This is a genomic window from Streptomyces sp. NPDC008121, from assembly GCF_042957155.1.
Classification (GTDB): Bacteria; Actinomycetota; Actinomycetes; order Streptomycetales; family Streptomycetaceae; genus Streptomyces.
Window position 1 is genome coordinate 259577 of sequence record NZ_JBIBHT010000003.1, and the last position, 23220, is coordinate 282796.

20 protein-coding genes are annotated in these 23220 nt (G+C 72.2%); 2 read left to right on the forward strand and 18 right to left on the reverse strand.

Features of this window, described 5'->3' with window-relative positions; translation table 11 throughout:
- Positions 1 to 566: 566 nt before the first annotated feature.
- From gatB to ACFZBD_RS11325, 9 genes are all read right to left on the reverse strand, one after another.
- Positions 567 to 2078, reverse strand: a complete 1512-nt coding sequence (gene gatB, locus ACFZBD_RS11285) for an Asp-tRNA(Asn)/Glu-tRNA(Gln) amidotransferase subunit GatB (RefSeq protein ID WP_391139001.1) — start codon at positions 2076 to 2078, stop codon at positions 567 to 569.
- Positions 2079 to 2094: 16 nt separating this feature from the next.
- Complete coding sequence (locus ACFZBD_RS11290) at positions 2095 to 2337, reverse strand: hypothetical protein (protein ID WP_391139003.1); 243 nt, start codon at positions 2335 to 2337, stop codon at positions 2095 to 2097.
- Positions 2334 to 3833 (reverse strand): Asp-tRNA(Asn)/Glu-tRNA(Gln) amidotransferase subunit GatA, encoded by a 1500-nt coding sequence (gene gatA, locus ACFZBD_RS11295; RefSeq protein WP_391139005.1) that lies wholly within the window; start codon positions 3831 to 3833, stop codon positions 2334 to 2336. Before gatA ends, ACFZBD_RS11290 begins: the two co-directional genes overlap by 4 nt.
- Before the next feature lie 5 nt (positions 3834 to 3838).
- A complete protein-coding gene (gene gatC / locus ACFZBD_RS11300) occupies positions 3839 to 4135 on the reverse strand; it encodes an Asp-tRNA(Asn)/Glu-tRNA(Gln) amidotransferase subunit GatC (protein ID WP_015036350.1) in 297 nt (98 codons plus the stop codon).
- A 121-nt stretch (positions 4136 to 4256) separates the two neighbouring features.
- Positions 4257 to 6371 carry an EAL domain-containing protein gene (locus ACFZBD_RS11305; protein ID WP_391139007.1) on the reverse strand — a complete coding sequence of 705 codons (2115 nt, stop codon included), beginning with the start codon at positions 6369 to 6371 and terminating at the stop codon, positions 4257 to 4259.
- A 228-nt stretch (positions 6372 to 6599) separates the two neighbouring features.
- Positions 6600 to 8780, reverse strand: a complete 2181-nt coding sequence (ligA, locus tag ACFZBD_RS11310) for an NAD-dependent DNA ligase LigA (RefSeq protein WP_391139009.1) — start codon at positions 8778 to 8780, stop codon at positions 6600 to 6602.
- 31 nt (positions 8781 to 8811) lie between these two features.
- Entirely contained in the window at positions 8812 to 9825 is a 1014-nt protein-coding gene (locus tag ACFZBD_RS11315) for a methionine synthase (RefSeq protein ID WP_391139011.1), read from the reverse strand.
- A gap of 300 nt (positions 9826 to 10125) precedes the next feature.
- The gene (locus tag ACFZBD_RS11320) at positions 10126 to 10824 is read right to left on the reverse strand and encodes an SDR family oxidoreductase (protein WP_391139013.1); all 699 of its coding nucleotides are present in this window, start codon (positions 10822 to 10824) and stop codon (positions 10126 to 10128) included.
- A gap of 10 nt (positions 10825 to 10834) precedes the next feature.
- The gene (locus tag ACFZBD_RS11325) at positions 10835 to 11374 is read right to left on the reverse strand and encodes a TIGR00730 family Rossman fold protein (RefSeq protein ID WP_391139014.1); all 540 of its coding nucleotides are present in this window, start codon (positions 11372 to 11374) and stop codon (positions 10835 to 10837) included.
- 97 nt (positions 11375 to 11471) lie between these two features.
- On the opposite strand from ACFZBD_RS11325, the gene ACFZBD_RS11330 reads away from it, so the two are divergent.
- Positions 11472 to 12290 carry an alpha/beta fold hydrolase gene (locus ACFZBD_RS11330; RefSeq protein WP_391139662.1) on the forward strand — a complete coding sequence of 273 codons (819 nt, stop codon included), beginning with the start codon at positions 11472 to 11474 and terminating at the stop codon, positions 12288 to 12290.
- A gap of 36 nt (positions 12291 to 12326) precedes the next feature.
- Here ACFZBD_RS11330 and mnmA read toward each other — a convergent pair whose 3' ends face one another.
- Complete coding sequence (mnmA, locus tag ACFZBD_RS11335; protein WP_391139016.1) at positions 12327 to 13451, reverse strand: tRNA 2-thiouridine(34) synthase MnmA; 1125 nt, start codon at positions 13449 to 13451, stop codon at positions 12327 to 12329.
- Between the two features lie 61 nt (positions 13452 to 13512).
- On the opposite strand from mnmA, the gene ACFZBD_RS11340 reads away from it, so the two are divergent.
- Complete coding sequence (locus tag ACFZBD_RS11340) at positions 13513 to 14163, forward strand: N-acetylmuramoyl-L-alanine amidase (protein WP_391139019.1); 651 nt, start codon at positions 13513 to 13515, stop codon at positions 14161 to 14163.
- Between the two features lie 7 nt (positions 14164 to 14170).
- Here the strand turns inward: ACFZBD_RS11340 and ACFZBD_RS11345 are convergent, their stop codons facing one another.
- The 8 genes from ACFZBD_RS11345 to ACFZBD_RS11380 form a co-directional block, all read right to left on the reverse strand.
- Complete coding sequence (locus ACFZBD_RS11345) at positions 14171 to 15334, reverse strand: aminotransferase class V-fold PLP-dependent enzyme (RefSeq protein ID WP_391139021.1); 1164 nt, start codon at positions 15332 to 15334, stop codon at positions 14171 to 14173.
- Between the two features lie 171 nt (positions 15335 to 15505).
- The gene (locus ACFZBD_RS11350) at positions 15506 to 16366 is read right to left on the reverse strand and encodes an acyl-CoA thioesterase domain-containing protein (RefSeq protein ID WP_391139023.1); all 861 of its coding nucleotides are present in this window, start codon (positions 16364 to 16366) and stop codon (positions 15506 to 15508) included.
- A 23-nt stretch (positions 16367 to 16389) separates the two neighbouring features.
- The gene (locus ACFZBD_RS11355; RefSeq protein WP_391139025.1) at positions 16390 to 17067 is read right to left on the reverse strand and encodes a TRIC cation channel family protein; all 678 of its coding nucleotides are present in this window, start codon (positions 17065 to 17067) and stop codon (positions 16390 to 16392) included.
- 84 nt (positions 17068 to 17151) lie between these two features.
- The gene (locus ACFZBD_RS11360; RefSeq protein WP_391139027.1) at positions 17152 to 18402 is read right to left on the reverse strand and encodes an oligopeptide/dipeptide ABC transporter ATP-binding protein; all 1251 of its coding nucleotides are present in this window, start codon (positions 18400 to 18402) and stop codon (positions 17152 to 17154) included.
- A complete protein-coding gene (locus ACFZBD_RS11365; protein ID WP_391139030.1) occupies positions 18399 to 19400 on the reverse strand; it encodes an oligopeptide/dipeptide ABC transporter ATP-binding protein in 1002 nt (333 codons plus the stop codon). Before ACFZBD_RS11365 ends, ACFZBD_RS11360 begins: the two co-directional genes overlap by 4 nt.
- A 6-nt stretch (positions 19401 to 19406) precedes the next feature.
- Positions 19407 to 20369 (reverse strand): ABC transporter permease subunit, encoded by a 963-nt coding sequence (locus tag ACFZBD_RS11370; protein ID WP_391139032.1) that lies wholly within the window; start codon positions 20367 to 20369, stop codon positions 19407 to 19409.
- 1 nt (position 20370) lies between these two features.
- Positions 20371 to 21375 (reverse strand): ABC transporter permease subunit, encoded by a 1005-nt coding sequence (locus ACFZBD_RS11375; protein ID WP_391139034.1) that lies wholly within the window; start codon positions 21373 to 21375, stop codon positions 20371 to 20373.
- An 85-nt stretch (positions 21376 to 21460) separates the two neighbouring features.
- Positions 21461 to 23131, reverse strand: coding sequence for an ABC transporter substrate-binding protein (locus ACFZBD_RS11380; RefSeq protein WP_391139036.1), 1671 nt, complete (start codon positions 23129 to 23131; stop codon positions 21461 to 21463).
- Positions 23132 to 23220 lie beyond the last annotated feature (89 nt).

Below are 23220 nucleotides of genomic sequence, written 5' to 3' on the forward strand. Positions count from 1 at the left end.
GTACGCGGTGGACGGTAGTGAGGCCGGATGACGGGGGGAAGACCCGCCGACGGCGTGGCGGTGAACGTCCATCAGGCCGACGCGGAAGTCCAAGCCCACCCGCGCGACGCCCGGCCGGGGCCGGGCGCGGCGGATGCGGGGGTCGGGGAGGAGGGGGGCACGGGGCCGGGCACGGGAGGCGGGCGCGGCGGCGGATGCCGGGCCGGGCGCGGGAGGCGGGCGCGGCGGCGGATGCAGGGCCGGGTACGGGGCCGGGCGCGGGAGCCGGGTACGGAGGCGCGCGCGGGGCCAAGGGCCGGGGAAAGCGGGCCACGGGCCGGGGTGGGGCCGACGCCGGGCGGGTTTGACGGCCCGTCACGGCGTGCGGACGGTGCGACCGGGCCCGACGCCGGGAGGCGGGTACGGAGGCGGGTGCGGGGCCGGCAACGGAGCCGGGCGCAGGAGCCGGGCACGGGGCCCGACTCCGGGCCCGGCGCCGCCCCGGGCGACGGTTCTGCCTCCGCACGCACGACGGCGGCGCCCCGGGTCCGGAGACTCGGGGCGCCGCCGTCGTGCGGAGGTAGGGGTCAGCCCTCGCTGACGCCCAGCTTCTCCAGGATCAGGTCCTTCACGCGCGCCGCGTCCGCCTGGCCGCGGGTGGCCTTCATGACCGCGCCGACCAGGGCGCCGACCGCGGCGACCTTGCCGCCGCGGATCTTGTCGGCGATGGCCGCGTTGGAGGCGATGGCCTCGTCGACGGCCGTGCCCAGCGCGCCCTCGTCGGAGACGACCTTCAGGCCGCGCTTCTCGACGACCGCGTCCGGGTCGCCCTCGCCGGCGAGGACGCCCTCGATGACCTGGCGGGCCAGCTTGTCGTTCAGGTCGCCGGAGGCGACGAGCGCCGCGACCCGGGCCACCTGGGCCGGGGTGATGGCCAGCTCGTCCAGGGCGACGCCCGACTCGTTGGCGGAGCGGGCCAGCTCGCCCATCCACCACTTGCGGGCCTGGTCCGACGGAGCGCCCGCGTCCGTGGTCGCGACGATCAGGTCGACCGCGCCCGCGTTGAGGATCGACTGCATGTCGTGCTCGGAGACGCCCCACTCCTCGCGGAGCCGGTTGCGGCGCACCCGCGGCAGCTCGGGCAGTCCGCCGCGCAGCTCCTCGACCCACGTACGGGCCGGGGCGACGGGGACGAGGTCGGGCTCCGGGAAGTACCGGTAGTCCTCGGCGTTGTCCTTGATCCGGCCCGCGGTGGTGGAGCCGTCGTCCTCGTGGAAGTGACGGGTCTCCTGCACGATCGTGCCGCCGGAGGTCAGCACGGCCGCGTGGCGCATGATCTCGTAGCGGGCCGCGCGCTCCACGGAACGGAGCGAGTTGACGTTCTTCGTCTCCGAGCGGGTGCCGAAGGTCGCGGTGCCGTGCGGGCGCAGCGACAGGTTCACGTCGCAGCGCATCTGGCCCTTGTCCATCCGCGCCTCGGAGACGTCCAGCGCGCGGATCAGCTCGCGCAGCTCGGCGACGTACGCCTTGGCGACCTCGGGGGCGCGCTCGCCGGCTCCCTCGATCGGCTTGGTGACGATCTCGATGAGCGGGATGCCGGCGCGGTTGTAGTCCAGCAGCGAGTGCGAGGCGCCGTGGATACGGCCCGTCGCGCCGCCGATGTGCGTCGACTTGCCGGTGTCCTCCTCCATGTGGGCGCGCTCGATCTCCACACGGAAGATCTCGCCGTCCTCCAGCTGGACGTCCAGATAGCCGTTGAAGGCGATCGGCTCGTCGTACTGCGAGGTCTGGAAGTTCTTCGGCATGTCCGGATAGAAGTAGTTCTTCCGGGCGAAGCGGCACCACTCGGCGATCTCGCAGTTCAGCGCGAGACCGATCTTGATGGCCGACTCGACGCCGATAGCGTTGACGACCGGGAGCGAGCCGGGCAGGCCGAGACAGGTGGGGCAGGTCTGCGAGTTCGCTTCCGCGCCCAGCTCGGTGGAGCAGCCGCAGAACATCTTCGTCTTCGTGCCCAGCTCGACATGGACCTCGAGGCCCATGACGGGGTCGTACGCCGCGAGGGCCGCGTCGTACGACAGCAGTTCGGTGACGGTCACAGTGAGACTTTCCCTCTCAGCCCAGCAGGACGTCGTCGTCGCCCAGGCGCTTCAGCTCCCGGTAGAGGATCGCCAGGCCGGTAACGATGGCGGCGGCGGACACGGCGGAGTCGATCAGCCGCAGCATGTCGTTGTCGCTGCGGGCCAGCCTGGCCTGCTTCGCGACGCTGACGGCACCGAACGCGGTGGTCGCCAGCGAGACGTAGACGCCGGTCTTCGACTTCTTGAAGTTCTTGGCCTTCTTTGCCATGGCACTCATAGCGACGGAGCCTCCTCGAGCAGCGGGTGCCCCCACTTTTCCACGAACGCGGCCTCGACGGCGGCTCCGACCTTGTACAGCCGGTCGTCCTTCATGGCGGGGGCGATGATCTGCAGGCCGACCGGCAGGCCGTCCTCCGGCGCGAGACCGCAGGGCAGCGACATGGCGGCGTTGCCGGCCAGGTTGGTCGGAATGGTGCACAGGTCCGCGAGGTACATCGCCATCGGGTCGTCGGCGCGCTCGCCGATCGGGAAGGCGGTGGTGGGGGTCGTCGGGGAGACGATCACGTCCACCTCCTCGAAGGCCTTCTCGAACTCGCGGGTGATGAGGGTGCGGACCTTCTGCGCCGAGCCGTAGTACGCGTCGTAGTAGCCGGAGCTCAGCGCGTACGTACCGAGGATGATGCGGCGCTTGACCTCGTCGCCGAAGCCGGCCTCACGGGTGAGGGCGGTGACGTCCTCGGCCGACTTCGTGCCGTCGTCGCCGACCCGCAGGCCGTAGCGCATGGCGTCGAAGCGCGCCAGGTTGGAGGAGCACTCCGAAGGCGCGATGAGGTAGTAGGCCGAAAGGGCGAGGTCGAAGGTCGGGCAGTCCAGCTCGACGATCTCGGCGCCCAGCTCCTTGAGGAGCGTGACGGACTCGTCGAAGCGCTGCACGACGCCGGCCTGGTAGCCCTCGCCGCGGAACTGCTTCACGACGCCGACGCGCATGCCGGCGACGGAGCCGTTGCGGGCGGCCTCGACGACCGGCGGGACCGGGGCGTCGATGGAGGTCGAGTCGAGCGGGTCGTGCCCGGCGATGGCCTCGTGCAGGAGCGCCGCGTCCAGGACCGTACGGGCGCAGGGGCCGCCCTGGTCGAGGGAGGAGGAGAAGGCCACCATGCCGTAGCGGGAGACACCCCCGTAGGTCGGCTTGACGCCGACGGTGCCGGTGACGGCGGCGGGCTGGCGGATCGAACCGCCGGTGTCCGTGCCGATGGCGAGCGGGGCCTCGTACGAGGCGAGGGCGGCGGAGGAGCCGCCGCCGGAGCCGCCGGGGATACGGGTCAGGTCCCAGGGGTTGCCCGTGGGGCCGTAGGCGCTGTTCTCGGTGGAGGACCCCATGGCGAACTCGTCCATGTTGGTCTTGCCGAGGATGACGACGTCGGCGGCCTTGAGCTTCTTGACCAGGGTCGCGTCGTACGGCGGGATCCAGCCTTCGAGGATCTTCGAGCCGACGGTGGTGGGTACGCCGAGCGTGGTGAAGATGTCCTTCAGCGCGAGGGGGACGCCGGCCAGCGGGCCGAGCTTCTCGCCCTTGGCGCGCTTCTCGTCCACGGCGCGGGCCTGCGCGAGGGCGCCCTCGCGGTCGACGTGCAGGAAGGCGTGGACCTTCTCGTCGACGGCCTCGATGCGGGCGAGGTGGGCCTCGGTCACCTCGACGGCGGTCAGTTCGCCGGAGGCGATCTTCCCCGCGATCTCGGCGGCCGTGAGCTTGATGATGGTGCTGTCCGTCATGGTGATTAGTCCTCCCCCAGGATCTGCGGCACCTTGAAACGCTGCTGCTCCTGGGCCGGGGCGCCGGAGAGCGCCTGCTCGGGGGTGAGCGACGGACGGACCTCGTCCGCGCGCATGACGTTCGTCAGCGGCAGCGGGTGGGAGGTCGGCGGTACGTCTTGGTCGGCGACCTCGGAGACGCGGGCGACCGCGCCGATGATGTCGTCGAGCTGACCGGCGAAGTGATCGAGCTCTTCGCCCTTCAGCTCCAGACGCGCCAGCCGTGCGAGGTGGGCGACCTCCTCGCGCGTGATGCCAGGCATGCGATCCTCACGGGGTGCGTTTGATGGTGTCGGGGCCAATCCTATGGGGCCCGCACCGATACCCGTGAAACGGTTTGCCCGGGGGCCACTGCACCACCTGGCCCGAGGGTCTGCACGGCGGCTACTGCACCACCTGGCCCGAGGGCCGCTCGACCGCCGGCAGTGCCGCTTCCTCCGAGGGCCGGCGCCAGCCGCGCTCGCCCCGGGCGAGGAGCCAGGCCGTGGCCTCGGCCGGGGGCATGGCGGCGGCCACCAGCCAGCCCTGGACCGCGTCGCAGCCCATGTCCCGCAGGCGCTCCCAGGTCTCGTCGTCCTCGACGCCCTCCGCGACGACGAGCAGGCCCAGGGAGTGGGCGAGGTCGAGCGTGCAGCGGACGATCTCGGCGTCCTCGGCGTCGACGGCGAGCCGGGCGACGAAGGAGCGGTCGATCTTCAGCTCGCTCACCGGGAGGCGCCGCAGGTGCACCAGGGAGGAGTAGCCGGTGCCGAAGTCGTCCAGGGACATCTTCACGCCGTGCCCGGTCAGGCCCGCCATGGTGTCGGCCGCCCGCTGCGGGTCCTCCAGGAGGACGTGTTCCGTTATCTCCAGCTGGAGCGCTCCCGCGGGGACGCCGTGCCGGGCGAGACGGGCCGCGACCGCGCCCGCGAAGCCGGGGGTGTGGACGTCGCGCGGGGAGACGTTGACCGCCACAGGAACGTTCAACCCCTGCGCCCGCCAGCGGGCGACCTGCGCGAGCGCGGTCTCCAGGACGTACTCGGTGAGGTGCGGCATCAGGCCGGAGGACTCGGCGATGGCGATGAACTCGTCCGGGGGGACCCGGCCGCGCTCCGGGTGCACCCAGCGCACCAGGGCCTCCAGGCCTGCGACCTGCCCGTCGAAGCGGACCTTGGGCTGGTAGTGCAGCTCGACCTCGCCGGCGTCCAGGGCGCGGCGCAGGTCGCCGAGGAGGCCGAGGCGGTCGGGGGTGTTGGAGTCGCGCTTCGACTCGTACACCTCCACGCCCGTACGGTCCCGCTTGGCCTGGTACATCGCCACGTCGGCGCGGCGCAGCAGTCCCTCGGCGTCGAGGGCGTGGTCGGGGAAGACCGCGACGCCGGCGCTGGCCTCCAGGACGAGGGTGAGCCCGTCGAGGTCGAGCGGCGAGGAGAGCTCGGCGACGAGGTGGCGGGCGACCCGCGTGGCGCTGGTGGTGGAGTCCGCGGTGGGCAGCAGGACGGCGAACTCGTCGCCGCCGAGCCGGGCGGCCTCGGCGCCGCGGGGCAGGGCGAGCTTGAGCCGTTCGGCGATCTGGAGCAGCAGCCGGTCTCCGGCGAGGTGTCCCAGGGTGTCGTTGACCGATCGGAAGCGGTCGAGGTCGATCAGGACGAGGGCGGTGCGGGCTCCCTCCCCCTCGGCCTCCTCCAGGGCGGTCCAGGCCCGCTCCAGCAGCCACTGCCGGTTCGGCAGCCCGGTGAGGGGGTCCTTGAGCTGCTCCTCGGCGCGGGCGCGGGCGATCCAGAGGGTGGAGTCGAGGGCGATGAGGGGGACGGCGAAGAGCGGCAGCAGCACCGGTTGGGAGACGGCGACGACGCAGATCAGCGGGGCGATGCCGAGGAGGGCGACGGCGACGAGGCCCTGCCGGAGCAGGGCGGTGCGGGCGACGGTGGGCAGGCCGCCGCCCTGCGGGGTGAGGGCGTACCACAGCAGGAGGCGGGTCACCCCGAGGTACGCGGCGGCGGCGAGCGCCACCTCGGGGACGTCGGCGATCCCCCAGTCGAGGGGCTGCCAGGGCTTCTCCACGGTGGGTACGTCCCCGAAGGCGGCGAGGACCAGGGCGGCCGCGCCGATGCCGAGGACGTCCGCGGCGCCGTGCAGCAGGCCCTGGCGCCAGCGGTGGCGGCGGGCCGCGCCGACGAGGACGACGACGGCCAGGGAGACGAGTCCGGCGGGCACCCAGCCGTACAGGAGCAGGACGGCGAGGGTGAGGGCGGCGCCGGAGCCGGTGCCGCCCCACCAGCGGTCGCGGCCGAGGGCGACGAGGTGGGTGACGATGAAGCCGGTGAGGAGGGCGAGGGACCAGCCGGCGGCGTCGCCGGGGAAGAGGCCGTGTCCCGTGCTCAGGGCGCGGTAGAGGCCGGTGGCGAGCAGCAGTCCGGCGAGGCCCACGATGGCTCCGGGCAGCCCGGAGGCGATGCCCGTGAAGGCCGCGCGGCCGAGTGGCCGTGAGACCCGGGCGGCACTCTCGGTCGGTTTCATTCCGTCCCTCTCACAGCCGGCGGTGCCGTCGCAACGCGATGGGCCGTTGTCATGCCACCACGACCGGCGGAGCCCTGCGCGGTCGTGGGTGGCAGACGCACGTCACAACAGTAGGCCGCGGAGGGCTCCGACGGGCAGCGCTCTCCATGTCTTGCCCGAATGCGACCCGGCCACCCGTAACGATCTGGTATGCGCCGAACGGGTGAGCCCTCAAGGGCCGGGAAGGGCCTATCCGGTGACCGGAACCGCTGCCTCGCGAGCGGCCTCGGGACCCTGTTCCAGCAGGACCGTGAAGCCGTCCTCGTCCAGAACCGGAACCTTCAGTTGCATCGCCTTGTCGTACTTGGACCCGGGGTTGTCACCGACGACCACGAAGTCCGTCTTCTTCGAAACGGAACCGGTCACCTTGGCGCCGAGGCTCTGGAGCGATTCTTTTGCGCCATCCCTGGTGAATTTCTCCAGGGTGCCGGTCACGACGACGGTGAGCCCTTCCAGCGGACGCGGCCCCTGGTCCTCTCCGGCCCCCGCGTCCTCCAGGACCACCCCGGCCTCGCGCCACTTGCGGACGATCTCGCGGTGCCACTCCTCGGCGAACCACTGCTTCACGGCGGTCGCGATGATCGCGCCCACCCCGTCGGCGGCGGCCAGCTCCGCCTCCGTGGCCTGCTCGATCCGGTCCAGGGAGCGGAACTCGCGGGCGAGGGCCTGGGCGGCGACCGGGCCCACGTGACGGATCGACAGGCCGTTGATGAACCGGGCCAGCGGCCGGGTCTTGGCGGCCTCGATGTTCGCCAGCATCGCCAGGGCGTTCTTCTTCGGCTCGCCCTTCTGGTTGGCGAAGACCGTGACGACCTTCTCCTCCCCCGTCTTCGGGTCCCGCTTGGGCAGCCCGCTGTCCGCGTCGCGGACGTACGCCTTGATGGGCAGCAGCCGCTCGATCGTCAGGTCGAAGAGATCGCCCTCGTCGGCCAGCGGGGGCTCGGCGGGCTCCAGCGGGCGGGTGAGCGCCGCCGCGGCGACCGCGCCGAAGTTCTCGATGTCCAGGCAGTCGCGGCCGGCGAGGTAGAAGAGGCGCTCCCGCAGCTGGGCCGGGCAGGTCCGGGCGTTGGGGCAGCGCAGGTCGATGTCCCCCTCCTTCATGGCCCGCAGCGGCGTCCCGCACTCGGGGCACTCGGTGGGCATCACGAACTCCCGCTCGGTGCCGTCCCGCAGGTCGGCGACCGGGCCGAGGATCTCGGGGATGACGTCACCGGCCTTGCGCAGCACGACCGTGTCGCCGATCAGCACGCCCTTGGCCTTCACCACCTCCTGGTTGTGGAGGGTGGCGAACTCGACCTCGGAGCCGGCGACGGTGACCGGCTCGACCTGGGCGTACGGGGTGACGCGTCCGGTGCGGCCGACGCCGACCTTGATGTCGACGAGCTTGGTGTTGACCTCCTCCGGGGCGTACTTCCAGGCGATCGCCCAGCGCGGGGCGCGCGCGGTGGAGCCGAGCCGGCCCTGGAGCGGGATCTCGTCCAGCTTGACGACGACGCCGTCGATCTCGTGCTCCACGGAGTGCCGGTGCTCGCCGAAGTGCGCGATGAACTCCCGCACCTCGTCGAGGGAGCCGACCACCTTGTTGTGCCGGGCGGTCGGCAGGCCCCACCCGCGCAGCAGGTCATAGGCCTCCGAGAGCCGGGCGATGTCGAGGCCCTCGCGGGCGCCGATGCCGTGGACCACCATGTGCAGCGGGCGGGTCGCGGTGACCTTGGGATCCTTCTGGCGCAGCGAACCGGCGGCGGCGTTGCGCGGGTTGGCGAAGGGCTTGTCGCCGGCCTCGACCAGCCGGGCGTTGAGCCCCTCGAACGCCTCCATCGGGAAGTAGACCTCGCCGCGGATCTCGACCAGGTCGGGGACGCGCTCGCCGCGGAGCCGCTCCGGGATGTCCGCGATGGTGCGGACGTTGGGCGTGATGTCCTCGCCGGTGCGGCCGTCGCCGCGGGTGGCGGCCCTCGTCAGCCTGCCGTGTTCGTACGTGAGGTTCACGGCGAGGCCGTCGACCTTGAGCTCGCAGAGGAAGTGGTGGTCGGGTGTGCCCACGTCGCGGGCGATCCGCTCGGCCCACGCGGCGAGTTCGAGGTCGTCGAAGGCGTTGTCGAGCGAGAGCATGCGCTCGCGGTGCTGGACGGCCGTGAACTCGGTCTCGTACGCGCCCGCGACCTTCTGGGTCGGCGAGTCGGGCGTGCGCAGCTCCGGATACTCCTCCTCCAGCGCCTCCAGGGAGCGCAGGAGCTCGTCGAACTCGCCGTCGCTGATGACCGGCTGGTCCTTCACGTAGTACCGGAAGCGGTGCTCTTCGATCCGCTCCGCCAGGTCGGCGTGCTTCTCCCGTGCCTCGGCGGGCAGGGCCCCCTGTTCGACTGCCACCGTTACTCGTCCTCCCGTTGCCTCGAAACCCTTACTCAGGGTTGTCCGCGAGCGATCTCGCCGCCCGGGCGCAGTGGGCGAGCGCGGCGCGGGCGTAGGCGGGCGAAGCGCCCGCGAGCCCGCACGTCGGGGTGACGACCACGGACTCGGCGAGAGTCCCCGGATTCAGCCCCAGCCTGCGCCACAGCGTCCTGACACCCATGACGCTACCCCCAGGGTCGGACAATGCCGTGTCGGTGGACGGCACCACGCCCGTGAAGAGCCGGGTGCCGGCCTCGACGGCCTCCCCGATCGTCTCTTCGTCACGTTCGGTGAGCAGGCCGAAGTCGAACGAGACGCCGGCTGCCCCGGCCCGGCGCAGCAGCGCGAACGGTACGTCGGGGGCGCAGGAGTGGACGATCGCCGGGCCGTCGTGGACGGCGATCACCTCGCGCAGGGCGCTCTCGACGACCTGCCGGTCGACGGCCCGGTAGGTGCGGTAGCCGCTGGCGGTACGGACGTGGCCGCGCAGGGCGGCGGTGAGGGAGGGCTCGTCGAGCTGGAGGACGATCCGGGCGCCGGGCACCCGCCTGCGCAGCTCGGCGAGGTGGTCGCGGAGTCCTTCGGCGAGGGAGCCGGCCAGGTCGCGGCAGGCGCCGGGGTCGCCGAGGGCCGCCTCGCCGCCTCGCCGCTCCAGGGCGGCGGCGAGCGTCCAGGGGCCCACGGCCTGGACCTTGAGCGGCCCTTCGTAGCCCTGGGTGAACTCCTCCAGGGCGTCGAGGTCCTCGCCGAGCCAGGACCGGGCGCGCCGGGTGTCGCGGCCGGGGCGGTCGCTGACGCGCCACCCGCTGGGCTCCACGTGCGCGTACATCTCGACGAGCAGCCCGATGGTCCGGCCGATCATGTCGGCGCCGGGGCCACGGGCGGGCAGCTCCGCGAGGAAGGGGAAGTCCTCGACGGACCCGGCGACGGTCTTGGCGGCCTCCCGCGCGTCGCCGCCGGGCATGGACCCGACGCCGGTCGCGGGCCCCCAGCTGAAGGGCGTCTTCTCGGTGTTCTCGCTCACCCGCGAAGCGTACGCGGCGCGAGGGGCGGCCCCGGACGGCTGGTGGGCGGCCCGACGGCGGGCGTCCGGCCGGCCGGGCGGCCCGGACAGCGCCGCCGGCGCCCGCCGGCCCGGGCGGCCGCTTCGGCCGCCGGGCCCAGACCCGGGAGAGGCAGGGGGTCGGCGACCGGGCCGGCGGCCCCCGAGGAGAGTCCGGCCGCGGATCCGGAACGAGCCCCCGAGGAGAGTCCGGCCGCGGATCCGGAGCGAGCCCCGAGGAGGGTCCGAACGCCGGGCCGGGACGGCGGCCACGCCGCAGCGTCAGCGGCCGGGGCGGACCGTCAGGTCGTTGATCTCCGCGTCGCGCGGGAGGTCGATCGCCGTCAGGATCGCCGTCGCGACCGATTCGGGGTCGATCCAGCGCGACGCGTCGTACGCCTTGCCCTCCTGCGCGTGGACCTTCGCCTGCATCGGGCTGGCGGTGCGCCCCGGGTAGACCGAGGTGACCCGGACGCCGTTCACGTGCTCCTCCTGGCGCAGGGAGTCGGCGAGCGCCTTCAGGCCGTGCTTGGAGGCGGCGTATGCCCCCCACTCGGCGTGGGCGTTGAGCCCCGCGCCGGAGTTGACGAAGACCACGTGGCCCTGGGTGACCCGCAGCTGCGGCAGGAAGTGCCGGGTCAGCTCGGCGGGGGCGACGAGGTTGACGTTGAGCTGCTGGTGCCAGGTCTTGGGGGTCAGCTCGCCGATCGGTCCGAGGTCGACGACGCCGGCGATGTGCAGCAGGCTGTCCACCCGGTCGGGGAGGCTCTGGTGCGAGAACGCCCAGGAGAGCCGGTCCGGATCGGCGAGGTCCCCGACGAGCGTGCGGGAGCCGGGGAACGCGGCCGCCAGTTCCTTGGCCCGACCCGCGTCGCGCGCGTGGAGCACGAGTTCGTCCCCGCGCGCGTGGAGCCGGCGCGCGACGGCCGCGCCGATGCCGGAGCCCGCTCCGGTGATCACATGAGTAGCCATGGGAGTCATGCTCCCACCCTCACCGGGTGCCGACGGACTCCTCCAGGTACGCGAGGGCTCCCACGCCGTCCTCGGCGAAGAAGACGAGGTCGGTGAGGGGCAGGGGCAGGAAGCCCTCCTCCTCCATCCGGCGGAACTGCGCCTTCAGACCGTCGTAGAAGCCGGCCGTGTTGAGCAGGACGACCGGCTTGGTGTGCAGGGCGTGCTTCTTCAGCTCCAGGATCTCGGTGGCCTCGTCGAGCGTGCCCGTGCCGCCCACCATGATCACGATCGCGTCGCAGCGGGTGAGGAGCAGCGCCTTGCGTTCGGCGAGGTCCTTGGCGAAAACCATCTCGTCCGCGTCCGGGCGGGCCTTGGCGGCGAGGAACTCCACGGAGACGCCGACGAGCCGCCCGCCCGCCTGCTGGACCCCGTCGGCGACGACCTTCATCAGGCCGGAGTCGGAGCCGCCCCACACGAGGGTGTGGCCGGCCTTGCCGAGCAGGGTGGCGAACTCGCGGGCGGGGGTGGTGTAGCGCTCGTCGAGGTCGGCGGCGGAGAGGAAGACGCAGATGTTCATGGGCTCCACCGTAGGGCGTGGCCCCCGCGTCCGAGATTTTCCGGGATTTCGCGTCGGGCACCGATGAGTTCCGGTGACGGCGGCGGTCGTAGCCGGCATGGACGAGGCGAGCAGCACGCTGAGCAGGGCCCGGGGGCGGGTCAGGTCGGGCGACGGGACGCGGATCGCGTACGAGCGGCACGGCGAGGGCCCGTGGGTGATCGTGGTCAGCGGCGCCCTCGGCACCGCCGCCGAGGAGCGGGCGCTGGCCGGGCTCCTCGCGCCGCGTTTCTCGGTGGTGACGTACGACCGGCGGGGCCGGGGCGGAAGCGGGGACACCGGCCCGTACGCGGTGGAGCGGGAGATCGACGATCTGGCCGCCCTGGTCACCCTGGCCGGGGAGGCGGGCGACGGCGTGTGCGTGCACGGGACGGCGTCGGGCGGGGCGCTGGCGCTCACCGCCGCGGCGGCGGGGCTGCCGATCGGGCGGCTCTCGGTGTACGAGCCGCCGTACGCCACGGACCCGGAGGCCGGGGAGGCCCACGCGGTCCTCGGCCGGCGGCTGGCCGGGCTGCTCGGCCGGGGGCGGCGGGGGGACGCGCTGGACCTGTTCCTGGCCGACGCGATGGCGCCGGGGGCGCTGACGGCGCTGCGGGGGTCGCCGGCGTGGCCGGGGCTGGAGGCCCTGGCGCCCACCCTGGCGTATGACCACGCGATCCTGGGCGACGGGCAGGTGCCGTACGAGCGGCTCACGGCGGTGCACGCGCGCGTGCTGGTGGTCGACGGCGGTTTCAGCCCCGCCGGGACGCGGCGCGCGGCCGGACTGGTCTCGACGGCGCTGCCCCGGGGCCGCCACCGCACGCTGACGGGTCAGACGCACCTGGTGGCGCCGCACGTCCTCGCGCCGGTCCTGGAGGACTTCTTCACGGAGGAGTGAGCCGCCGGGCGGCCGCCCGCCCCCGGGCGGGTCGGGTCAGACCGTCGTCGTCGTGCGGCGGGCCGTCGTCGCGATCGTCGCCGAGCCCACCACGCGCGTGCCGTCGTACAGCACGATCGCCTGGCCGGGGGCCACGCCCCGCACCGGCTCGTCGAACGCGACCCGCAGCTCGCCGTCGGCCGGCGCCGCCGTGACCGCGGTCTCGCCGCCGTGGGCGCGGAGCTGGGCGGTGTAGCGGCCGGGGCCCTCGGGGGCGGTGCCGCACCAGCGGGGCTTGATCGCCGTCAGGGCGGTGACGTCGAGCGCCTCGACCGGGCCGACGGTGACGGTGTTGTCCACCGGCGAGATGTCGAGGACGTAGCGCGGCTTGCCGTCGGGGGCGGGGTGGCCGATCCGCAGGCCCTTGCGCTGGCCGATGGTGAAGCCGTACGCGCCCTCGTGGCTGCCGAGCTTGCGTCCCGTCTCGTCGACGATGTCGCCCTCGGCCGTGCCGAGCCGGGAGGCGAGGAAGCCCTGCGTGTCGCCGTCGGCGATGAAGCAGATGTCGTGGCTGTCGGGCTTCTTCGCCACGGCGAGCCCGCGCCGCTCCGCCTCCGCGCGGATCTCGTCCTTGGTGGTGAGGGTGTCGCCGAGCGGGAACATCGCGTGGGCGAGCTGCTTCTCGTCGAGCACGCCGAGGACGTACGACTGGTCCTTGGCCATGTCGGAGGCCCGGTGCAGCTCACGCGCGCCGTCCGCGCCGGTGACGACTGTGGCGTAGTGGCCGGTGCAGACGGCGTCGAAGCCGAGCGCGAGGGCCTTGTCGAGGAGCGCGGCGAACTTGATCTTCTCGTTGCAGCGCAGGCACGGGTTGGGCGTGCGGCCCGCTTCGTACTCCGCGACGAAGTCGTCGACGACGTCCTCGCGGAACCGCTCGGCGAGGTCCCAGACGTAGAAGGGGATGCCGATGACGTCGGCGGCCCGGCGCGCGTCGCGCGAGTCCTCGATGGTGCAGCAGCCGCGGGCGCCGGTACGGAAGGACTGGGGGTTCGCGGACAGCGCGAGGTGCACCCCGGTCACGTCGTGCCCGGCTTCGGCGGCGCGGGCGGCGGCGACGGCGGAGTCCACACCGCCGGACATGGCGGCGAGGACGCGGAGGGGGCGCTGGGGAGTCTGAGTCATAGCGCTACCAGGGTACGGGGCCGCGGGAACCACGGGCACGTGAGTAGGCGTTCACACCCACATGGGGACCGGGAAGAAGCGGGTGGTGGGACGGCGGGCCGTCCTGCTCGGCGGCGGCGCGGCCGTCCTGGGGACGGCGGTGCTGGCCCAGGACGAGCTGAGACGTGCCTGGTGGGGGCTGCCGGGCGCGCAGCGGAAGCGGGTCGAGGGTGAGCTCGACCACAAGGGCGCCGACTGGTCCGCGGCGGCCCGGGCGAACTGGCGGCGGGCGGACCGGCCCGCCGACTACACCATCGACCGGGTGGTGATCCATGTCGTCCAGGGCAGTTACGCCACGGCCCTGAAGGTCTTCAAGAACCCGGGCCACGGCGCGGCCACGCACTACGTCGTGCGCAAGGACGGCCATGTCGCGCAGATGATCCGCGAGCTGGACGTGGCCTTCCACGCCGGGAACCGGGACATGAACGAGCGGAGCATCGGCATCGAGCACGAGGGCTTCGTCGACCGGCCGCAGGACTTCACGACGGCGATGTACGAGGGTTCGGCGCGGCTGACCGCCGGGATATGCGTCCGGTACGGCATACCGGTGGACCGGGAGCACATCGTCGGGCACGTGGAGGTGGAGGGCACGGACCACACCGATCCGGGCCCGCACTGGGACTGGCCGCGCTACATGCGGCTCGTACGGGAGGCGTCGACGCGGGTGACGTGAGCCGGGCTCACGTCAGGCCGGCGGTGCGGGCCCGTTCGACGGCGGGACCGATCGCCGCGGCGACGGCCGCGACGTCCTCCTTGGTGGAGGTGTGACCGAGGCTGAAGCGCAGGGTGCCGCGGGCGAGGTCCGGGTCGGTGCCGGTGGCGAGCAGGACGTGGCTCGGCTGGGCGACGCCCGCCGTGCAAGCGGAGCCGGTGGAGCACTCGATGCCCTGGGCGTCCAGAAGCAGCAGCAGGGAATCGCCCTCGCAGCCGGGGAAGGTGAAGTGGGCGTTGGCGGGGAGCCGGTCGACCGGGTCGCCGCCGAGGAGGGCGTCGGGGACGGCGTCGAGGACGGCGGCGATCAGCGCGTCGCGCAGGGCGCCGATCTCGCGGGCGAACTCCTCGCGCCGCTCGGCGGCGAGACGGCCGGCCACGGCGAAGGCGGCGACGGCGGGCACGTCGAGGGTGCCGGAGCGGACGTGGCGCTCCTGGCCACCGCCGTGCAAGACGGGGACGGGGCTGTGCTCGCGGCCCAGGAGGAGTGCGCCGATGCCGTAGGGACCGCCGATCTTGTGGCCGGAGACGGTCATGGCGGCGAGGCCGGAGGCGGCGAAGTCGACCGGAACCTGACCGAAGGCCTGGACGGCGTCGGCGTGCAGGGGGACGTCGAACTCGCGGGCGACGTCGGCGAGTTCGTGTACGGGCAGGAGGGTGCCGATCTCGTTGTTCGCCCACATGACGGTGGCGAGCGCCACGCTGCCGGGGTCGCGGGCGATCGCCTGGCGCAGGGCCTCGGGGTGGACGCGGCCGTAGGCGTCGACGGGGAGGTACTCGACGGTGGCGCCCTCGTGGGCGGCGAGCCAGTCGACGGCGTCGAGCACGGCGTGGTGCTCGACGGGGCTGGCCAGGACGCGGGTGCGGTGGGGGTCGGCGGCGCGGCGGGCCCAGTACAGGCCCTTGACGGCGAGGTTGTCGGCCTCGGTACCGCCGGAGGTGAACACCACCTCGCTGGGCCGGGCGCCCAGGGCGGCGGCGAGGGTCTCCCGCGCCTCCTCGACGGTCCGCCGGGCGCGCCGCCCGGCGGCGTGCAGGGAGGAGGCGTTGCCCGTGACGGCGAGCTGGGCGGTCATCGCCTCGATCGCCTCGGGGAGCATGGGCGTGGTCGCCGCGTGGTCGAGGTATGCCATGGTGCCTCGATTCTACGAGGACGCCGGGGCGTGGCCGGATCGCGCCCCTGGCTCGGGGCGCGCGGGCGGGGGCGCGAGGGCATGGGCCGGGGGCGGTGCGCCCGACCGACCGTGCGGCCGGGGGCCGGTCGGCCCGCCTCGGACGGGTGGACCGGTCCCCCGCCGTGACGCTCAGGGGCGCGGGGCGCGGGCCAGTTGGCGGGACTGGGCGACCAGGCGGTCCGCGCTGTCCCAGACCTCGGCGTCCTCCTCCAGGAAGCCGCCCGCGAGGTTGCGGGTGGTGATGGAGACGCGCAGCGGTCCCGGGGCCGGGCGGCAGCGGATGTGGGTGGTGAGCTCGACCGTCGGGGTCCAGCCCTTGAGGCCCAGCTCGAAGGAGGTCGGCGGCAGCGCGTCGACGGTCAGGAGCAGGGAGAGCGCGTCGGGCTCCCGGCCGTCGGCGAGGCCGAACCAGCCGCGCATCTCGCCCTTGCCGGAGGGCGCACCGACGGCCCAGCCGATCGTGGCCGGGTCGAGCTTGATGGCGAGCCGCTCGGTGATGGCGGAGGAGCCGGGGATCTTGGGCGCCGGGCCGTCGGAGGGGCCGAAGCAGTTCTCCAGGGGCGCGATGGCCGGCGGCAGCGCGGTGGTGCGCACGTCGTCGGGGAGCGCGTCGAGGTCTCCGTACGAGGCGAGGACGCGGATCCGCTCGACCTCGGTGCCGTCCTCGGCGTACTGGAAGAGGGACGCCTGGCCGGTGGAGAGCGTGCGGCCGGTCCGGACGGTCTCGGTGCGGATCACCGCGGGGCCGGGCACGGACGGCGTGAGGTAGTGCGCCGAGATCGTGAACGGGTCCGGGTGCGGCAGGTGGTCGCCGAGGGCGCGGCCGAGCAGGGCGAGGAGATAGCCGCCGTTCACGGCGTGGATGATGGTCCACCCCGCAGAGAGGTCGGCGTCGTAGACCCCGGGGGCGCGGAGGGTGACAGCGGTGTCGCGGTCGAACTCGCTCGTCGCCGCGCTCGTCGCCGCGGCCGTCTCGGTGCTCGTGCTCATGGGCCTGACGGTACCGCAGGAAACTACTGAGCGGTAGCTTTTTCGGGGTCCTCGCGGGTGGAGGAGCGGCGGTTCCACGCCCGGGGCGCCCGCCAGTGGTAGCGCATGGCGAGCAGGCGGAGGACGAACGCGGTGACGACGGCGGTCCCGCTGGTGAAGGCGTTGAGGGTGTCGAAGCGGATGCACAGGACGACCATCGTGGCGCCGACCATGGCGGGCACGGCGTAGAGGTCGCGGTCCCAGCGGAGCAGGGACGGCACCTCGTTGGCGAGGACGTCGCGCAGGACACCGCCGCCGACGGCGGTGGCGAGCCCGAGGGCGGCGGAGGAGGTGAGCCCGAGGCCGTACTCGTACGCCTTGGTGGTGCCGGTGACGCAGAAGAGGCCGAGGCCCGCCGCGTCGAAGACGTTCACCGCGTTCTGCGTGCGCTCGACCTGCGGGTGGAGGAAGAAGACCAGCACGGTCGCGACCAGCGGCATGAGGAAGTAGCCGAGGTCGGTGAAGGCCGCGGGGGGTACGGCTCCGATGATCAGGTCGCGCAGGAGGCCGCCGCCGAGGGCCGTGACCTCGGCGAGGACGGCGATGCCGAAGACGTCGAAGTTCTTGCGGACGGCGAGGAGGGCGCCGGAGATGGCGAAGACGAAGATGCCGACGAGGTCGAGCGCGTGTTGAACGGAGGGGGTGAACAGTTCGTGGAGCACCGGACAGTTCTACCGTGTACGGCTCACGGCCGGTGCCCCTGGTGGGGGGCACCGGCCGTGAGCCGTCCACGCGCGGCGCGCCGCTCAGGCCCCGTCGGCCGCGCTCGCCTTCTCCGGCGCCTGGCCGCCCTTCGCCGTCCCGTCGGAACCCGACGCCTTCTCGGTTCCCGCCGCCTTCTCGGTCGCCGGCGCCGTGTCGGCTCCGGGCGCCTTCTCCGGCTCCGGCGTCTTCTGCCTCGGGAGCGAGGTCTCGCCCTCGGCCGTCGCCGCGTCCGCCGCGTCCGACGTCTCCGCCAGCGCCACCGTCACCGCCTCGATCCCCGTCGCCCGGGTCCGCTCCACCGTGCCCGCCGCGATCTCGGCGGCGAAGTGGCAGGCCACCTTGTGCCCGTCGCCCAGGTCGGTGAGGGCCGGCCGGTCCGTCGCGCAGAGCGTCTCCTGCTTCCACGGGCAGCGCGTGTGGAAGCGGCACCCCGTCGGCGGGTCGGCCGGCGAGGGAAGGTCGCCGTGGAGCAGGATCCGCTCGCGCCGGTCCTCGACCTCCGGGTCCGGGACCGGGACCGCCGACATCAGGGCCTTGGTGTACGGGTGCTTGGGGCCCTCGTACAGCGCGTCGCTCGGCGCCTCCTCGACCAGCGAGCCGAGGTACATGACGCCGATGACGTCCGAGATGTGGCGGACGACCGCCAGGTCGTGGGCGATGACGAGGTACGTGAGCCCCAACTGCTCCTGGAGCTCCTCCAGGAGGTTGATCACCTGTGCCTGGATCGACACGTCGAGCGCGGAGACCGGCTCGTCGCAGATGATCACGTCCGGTTCGAGGACCAGGGCGCGGGCGATGCCGATGCGCTGGCGCTGGCCGCCGGAGAACTCGTGCGGGTAGCGCGACAGCGCGTTCGTCGGGAGGCCGACCCGGGCGAGGATCGCCTTGATCTTCTCCCGGCGCTCCTCCTGGTCGGCGCCGATCCCGTGCGCGGCCATGCCCTCGCTGAGGATGGACTCGATGTTCTGGCGCGGGTTGAGGCTGCCCAGCGGGTCCTGGAACACCATCTGGAGGCGGCGGCGGAACCGGCGCATCTCCTCATCCGGGAGCTTGGCCAGGTCCGTACCGTCGAAGACGACCTCGCCGTCGGTGATGTCGACGAGCCGCAGCACCGCCCGGCCCAGGGTGGTCTTGCCGCAGCCCGACTCGCCCACCAGACCGTAGGTCTGGCCGGCCTCCACGCTCAGCGAGATGCCGTCGACGGCGTAGACGTGGCCGACCGTGCGGTTGAAGACCACGCCCTTCTTGACCGGGAAGTGGACCTTCACTCCCTCGAGTTCGAGCAGGCTCATGCCGGGACCTCCGACTTGTCCGACGTGGGGAGGACCGGGTTGACGCAGCGCACCTGGTGGCCCGCGGTGCGCGGCTCGGTCAGTTCGGGGGTGCCGGTCAGGCACTCCATCGTGTAGTGGTCACAGCGGGGCGCGAAGGCACAGCCGTCCGCCCAGGCGATCTTGTCGTTGATGGAGCCCCGGATCGGGTTGAGCGGCTCGCCGCGCGGTGCGTCCAGGCGCGGGATGGAGCCGAGCAGCCCGTGGGCGTACGGGTGGGTGGGGTGCGCGAACAGCTCGCGGCGGCCCGCGGACTCCACCGCCCGCCCGGCGTACAGGACGTTCACCTCGTCGCAGAGACCGGCGACCACACCCAGGTCGTGGGTGATCATCAGCAGGGCGGTGCCCTCCTGGTCGACGAGCTCCTTGAGGAGTTCGAGGATCTGCGCCTGGATGGTGACGTCGAGCGCGGTGGTCGGCTCGTCGGCGATCAGCATCCGTGGCGCGCAGGCCACGGCCATGGCGATCAGCGCGCGCTGGCGCATGCCGCCGGAGAGCTGGTGCGGGTACTCCTTGAGCCGGCGCGCCGGGTCGGGGATGCCGACCCGTTCGAGCAGGTGGGCGGCCTCCTTGCGGGAGGCCTCGCCCTTGAGCCCGCGGTGGCGCTGGAGGATCTCGGTGACCTGGACGCCGATCGGGACGACCGGGTTCAGGGAGGACAGCGGGTCCTGGAAGATCATCGCGAGCTGGCTGCCGCGCATGTCCCGGCGCTTGCGCGGGGACATGGTGAGCAGGTCCTGGCCGTCGAATTCCGCGCGGCCGCCGACCCTCACGCCCTTGGCCGGGAGCAGGCCCATGAGGGCGAGCGAGGTCACGGACTTGCCGCAGCCCGACTCGCCCACCAGACCGACGACCTGACCCTGGTCGACGGCGAAGGAGACGCCGTCGACGGCCGTCGAGTCCTTGCGGCCCTTGGCGGTGAAGGTGACGCTGAGTTCGTCAACAGTGAGCAGTGCCATGGGACTTCAGCCTCGCAGCTTCGGGTCGAGGGCTTCGCGCATGGCCTCGCCGAGCAGGGTGAAGCCAAGGGCGGTGATGATGATCCCGATGGCGGGGTAGGCCGCCATCATGGGCTCGTTGTCGAAGAACCGCTCGGCCTGGGCGAGCATGACGCCCCACTCGGGGATCGCCGGGTCCGGGTTGCCGAGGCCCAGGTAGGACAGGGCCGCGGCCTCGATGATCGCGGTGGCGAGGCTGAGCGTCGCCTGGACGATCACGGGGCTCAGCGAGTTCGGCAGGATCTGGGTGAGGACGATCCGCTTCTTGCGGATGCCGAGCGCCTTGGCCGCGAGGACGTAGTCGGAGCTGCCCTGGACGAGCATCGAGCCGCGCAGCAGCCGCGCGAAGATCGGGATCTGCACGACACCCACGGCGATCATCACGGTGGTGAGGGACTGGCCCATGACCGCCGCGATGGAGACGGCGAGCAGCAGCGACGGCAGCGACAGCATGATGTCGGTGAAGCGCATGACCACCGTGTCGATGCGCTGCCCCGTCTTGCCGCCGAGGGTCGCGGCCGCGCCGGAGAGCACCCCGACGACCGCGCCGACGAGCAGGCCGATGAGCATCGACACCACGCCGACCATCAGGGTCTGCCGGGCGCCGACCAGGATGCGGGAGAACATGTCGCGGCCCAGGTGGTCGAGGCCGAACCAGTTCCCGTCCCGCGCGCCGACGAACTCGCCCCGGTTGGCGAAGACCTCGCCGCGCCACGTCTGGGCGGACGGGCTGAACGGCGCGATCCACGGCCCGACGATCGCGAGGATCACGAACAGACCGATGATCACCGCGCCGATGATCGCCATCTTGCTGGCGCGGAGCCGGCGCATGGCCTCGCGCCACAGGCTGGCGCCGCTGGTGGCCTCGGACGTCTGCATCAGCTCGGCGAGCCGATCGATCTTGTCGGCCTTCTTCGTCAAGGTCGTCACGTCAGTGCACCCGCACTCTCGGGTCGATGATGCTGTACGCGAGGTCGACCAGCAGGTTGATGAGGACGTACACCATCGCGATGAAGAGGATGAACCCGACGAGCACCGGGTAGTCGCGGGCGTCGATGGAGGTGCGGATGAAGTTGCCGATGCCGTTGAAGGAGAAGACCGACTCGGTCAGCACCGCGCCCGACAGCAGGCTGCCGGTCAGCAGGCCGACGGCGGTGACCACCGGCAGCAGCGCGTTCCGCAGCACGTGACGGCCGCGCACCGTCCGCTTGTCCAGACCCTTGGACTCCGCGGTACGGATGTAGTCCTCGCCGAGCACTTCGAGCACGCTGGCCCGGGTCATCCGCACGATGACGGCGAGCGGGATGGACGAGAGCGCGATGGCGGGCAGGATCAGGTGGTGGATGGCGTCCCAGCTGGCGTCCAGCTCACCGGTCAGCAGGCCGTCGAGGACGGCGAATCCGGTGACGTCGGTGGCGTCGATGCCGGTGGTGAGCCGTCCGTAGCTCGGGAACCAGTGCAGCTGCACGGCGAAGATGCCCTTGAGGATCAGGGCGAGGAAGAACACCGGGATGCAGATGCCGATCAGCGACCCCGAGACGGAGGCGACGTCGAGCCAGCCGCCGCGGTGCTTGGCCGCCAGGTAGCCCATCGGGATGCCGACGACGATGGCGATGAGGATGGCGACGATGCTCAGTTCCACCGTGGCGGGGAAGCGGGTCGCGAACTCGTCCCACACCGGCTGGCCGGTCTGGGTGGAGGTGCCCAGGTCGAGCTCGGCGATGCGCTTGAGGAAGCGGGCGTACTGCACCCAGACGGGCTGGTCCAGGCCGAGGGCCCGGTTGATGCGCGCCACTTCGGCTTCGGTCGCCCGCTCGCCCAGGATCGCCGAGGCGGGTCCGCCGGGCAGCCGGTTCAGCCAGAGGAAGAGCAGAACCGACAGGCCGAGCAGGGTGGGTATGAGCTGTAGCAGTCTTCGTACGACGAGTCGCAGCACCCCGCGTGCCCCTTTCTTACGTGCGTCGATGCGGGTCCGCCCGGCCACCGAGGTTCCGTGGCCGGGCGGACCCGCTGGAGTGCGATTACTTGAAGGAGACCTCGGCGAAGTTCTCCTGCGTCAGCGGGGAGACCTTCGGCGGGTTGACGTTCTTGGCGAAGGCGATGGCCGGCGGGGAAGCCGAGATCGGGACGCCCGGGACGTACTCCATGATCGCCTCGTTGGCCTTCTTGTAGGCCTCGACGCGGCCCGCGGGGTCGGTGACCTTGGAGGCGGCGTTCACCGCGTCGAAGACCTTCTTCTCGTTGAAGCCCCACTGCTTGTCCGGCCCGGCGAACCAGGTGCCGATGAAGTTGTAGCCGTCGTTGAAGTCACCGGTCCAGCCGAGCATGTGCAGGGCGCAGGAGCCCGCCTCGGTGGCGTCCAGATAGTCCGGGGCCCACTTCATGGCCTTCGGGGTGACCGTGATGCCGGCCTTCTCCAGGTCGGCCTTCATGCGCTCGAACATGTCCTGCGGGGCCGGCATGTACGGGCGGGTGACCTCGGTCGGGTAGCAGAACTCGATCTTCAGCTTCTCCTCACCGGCCTTCTTGAGGAGCTCCTTGGCCTTGGCGGTGTCGAACGGGTAGGTCTTCACCTTGTCCGAGAAGCCGGCGACCGTGTCGGGCATGAACTGGCTCGCGGCCTTGCCACCCTCGGGCAGCTGCGTCTTGACGATGCCCTCGCGGTCGATGGCGTGCGAGATGGCCTGCCGGACCTCGGGCTTCTTCAGCGCCGGGTTCTTCGACTGCGTCATGCCGACGTAGAAGATGTTGAAGACGTCACGGGTCGGGACCTTGTAGCCCTCGCCCTCCAGCGTCTTCACGTCCGCGGGCGCGACCAGGTCGTAGCCGTCGATGTCACCGGCCTGCAGCGCCTGACGGCGGCCGGCCTCGGTGTCGATCGTGCGGAAGACCAGGTTCTTCACCTTGGCCTTCTCACCCCAGTAGTCGTCGAAGCGCTCCAGGGAGACTTCCTTGTTCCCCTTGTTCCACTTCACGATCTTGTACGGGCCGGTGCCGGCGACCGTGCCGGCCTCCTGGCTGTACTTGGGGTACGTGATCGCGTCGCCCTTGGCGGTCGCGTCCTGCTTGGCGTACTCCTGGAGGGCCTTCGGCGAGTGGATCGCCAGCGCCTGGAGGGAGAAGCCGCCGGGCAGGTTCGCCGAGGGCTCGTTGACCTCGATGACGGCGGTGTTGTCGTCCTTGGCCGTGCAGGACTTGTAGTTCGCCTTGGGGGCTTCCTTGTCCTCGTTCTTCGCGAAGCCGCCCATGATGGTCTGCCAGTAGTAGGAGACCGCGCTGGACTGGTAGGTGCCCTTCCAGTTGAACCAGTGGTCGTAGTTGGCGCAGACCGCCGCGGCGTTGAACGCCTCGCCGTCATGGAACTTCACGTTCTTGCGGAGGTTGAACGTCCACACCGTGCCGGCCGGGTTGCTCTCCCAGGTCTCGGCGAGGCCGCCGACGAGCTTGCTGCCGCCGGACTCGTGCTCCAGCAGCGCCTCGAAGGCCTGACGGGTCACGCGGAACGTCTCACCGTCGCTGGCGAGGGCGGGGTCGAGGGAACCGGGGTCACCGGCACCGGCGAAGACGAAGGTGTCCTTCGCGCCGGCCTTGTCCCCGTCCTTGCCGCGCTCACTGGAGCACCCCGTGGCGATCAGGGTGACGGCTGCCGCCACCGTGATCGCCCGGACCGTACGGGACGTGTGTATTCGCATGGGCCCACCCCAGGTTCCGCCGTGAGAGGTCTTGACCGGCCGAACACTACCGACGGGGAACCAGCTGGAGAACAGTCCGGATAGCGGTG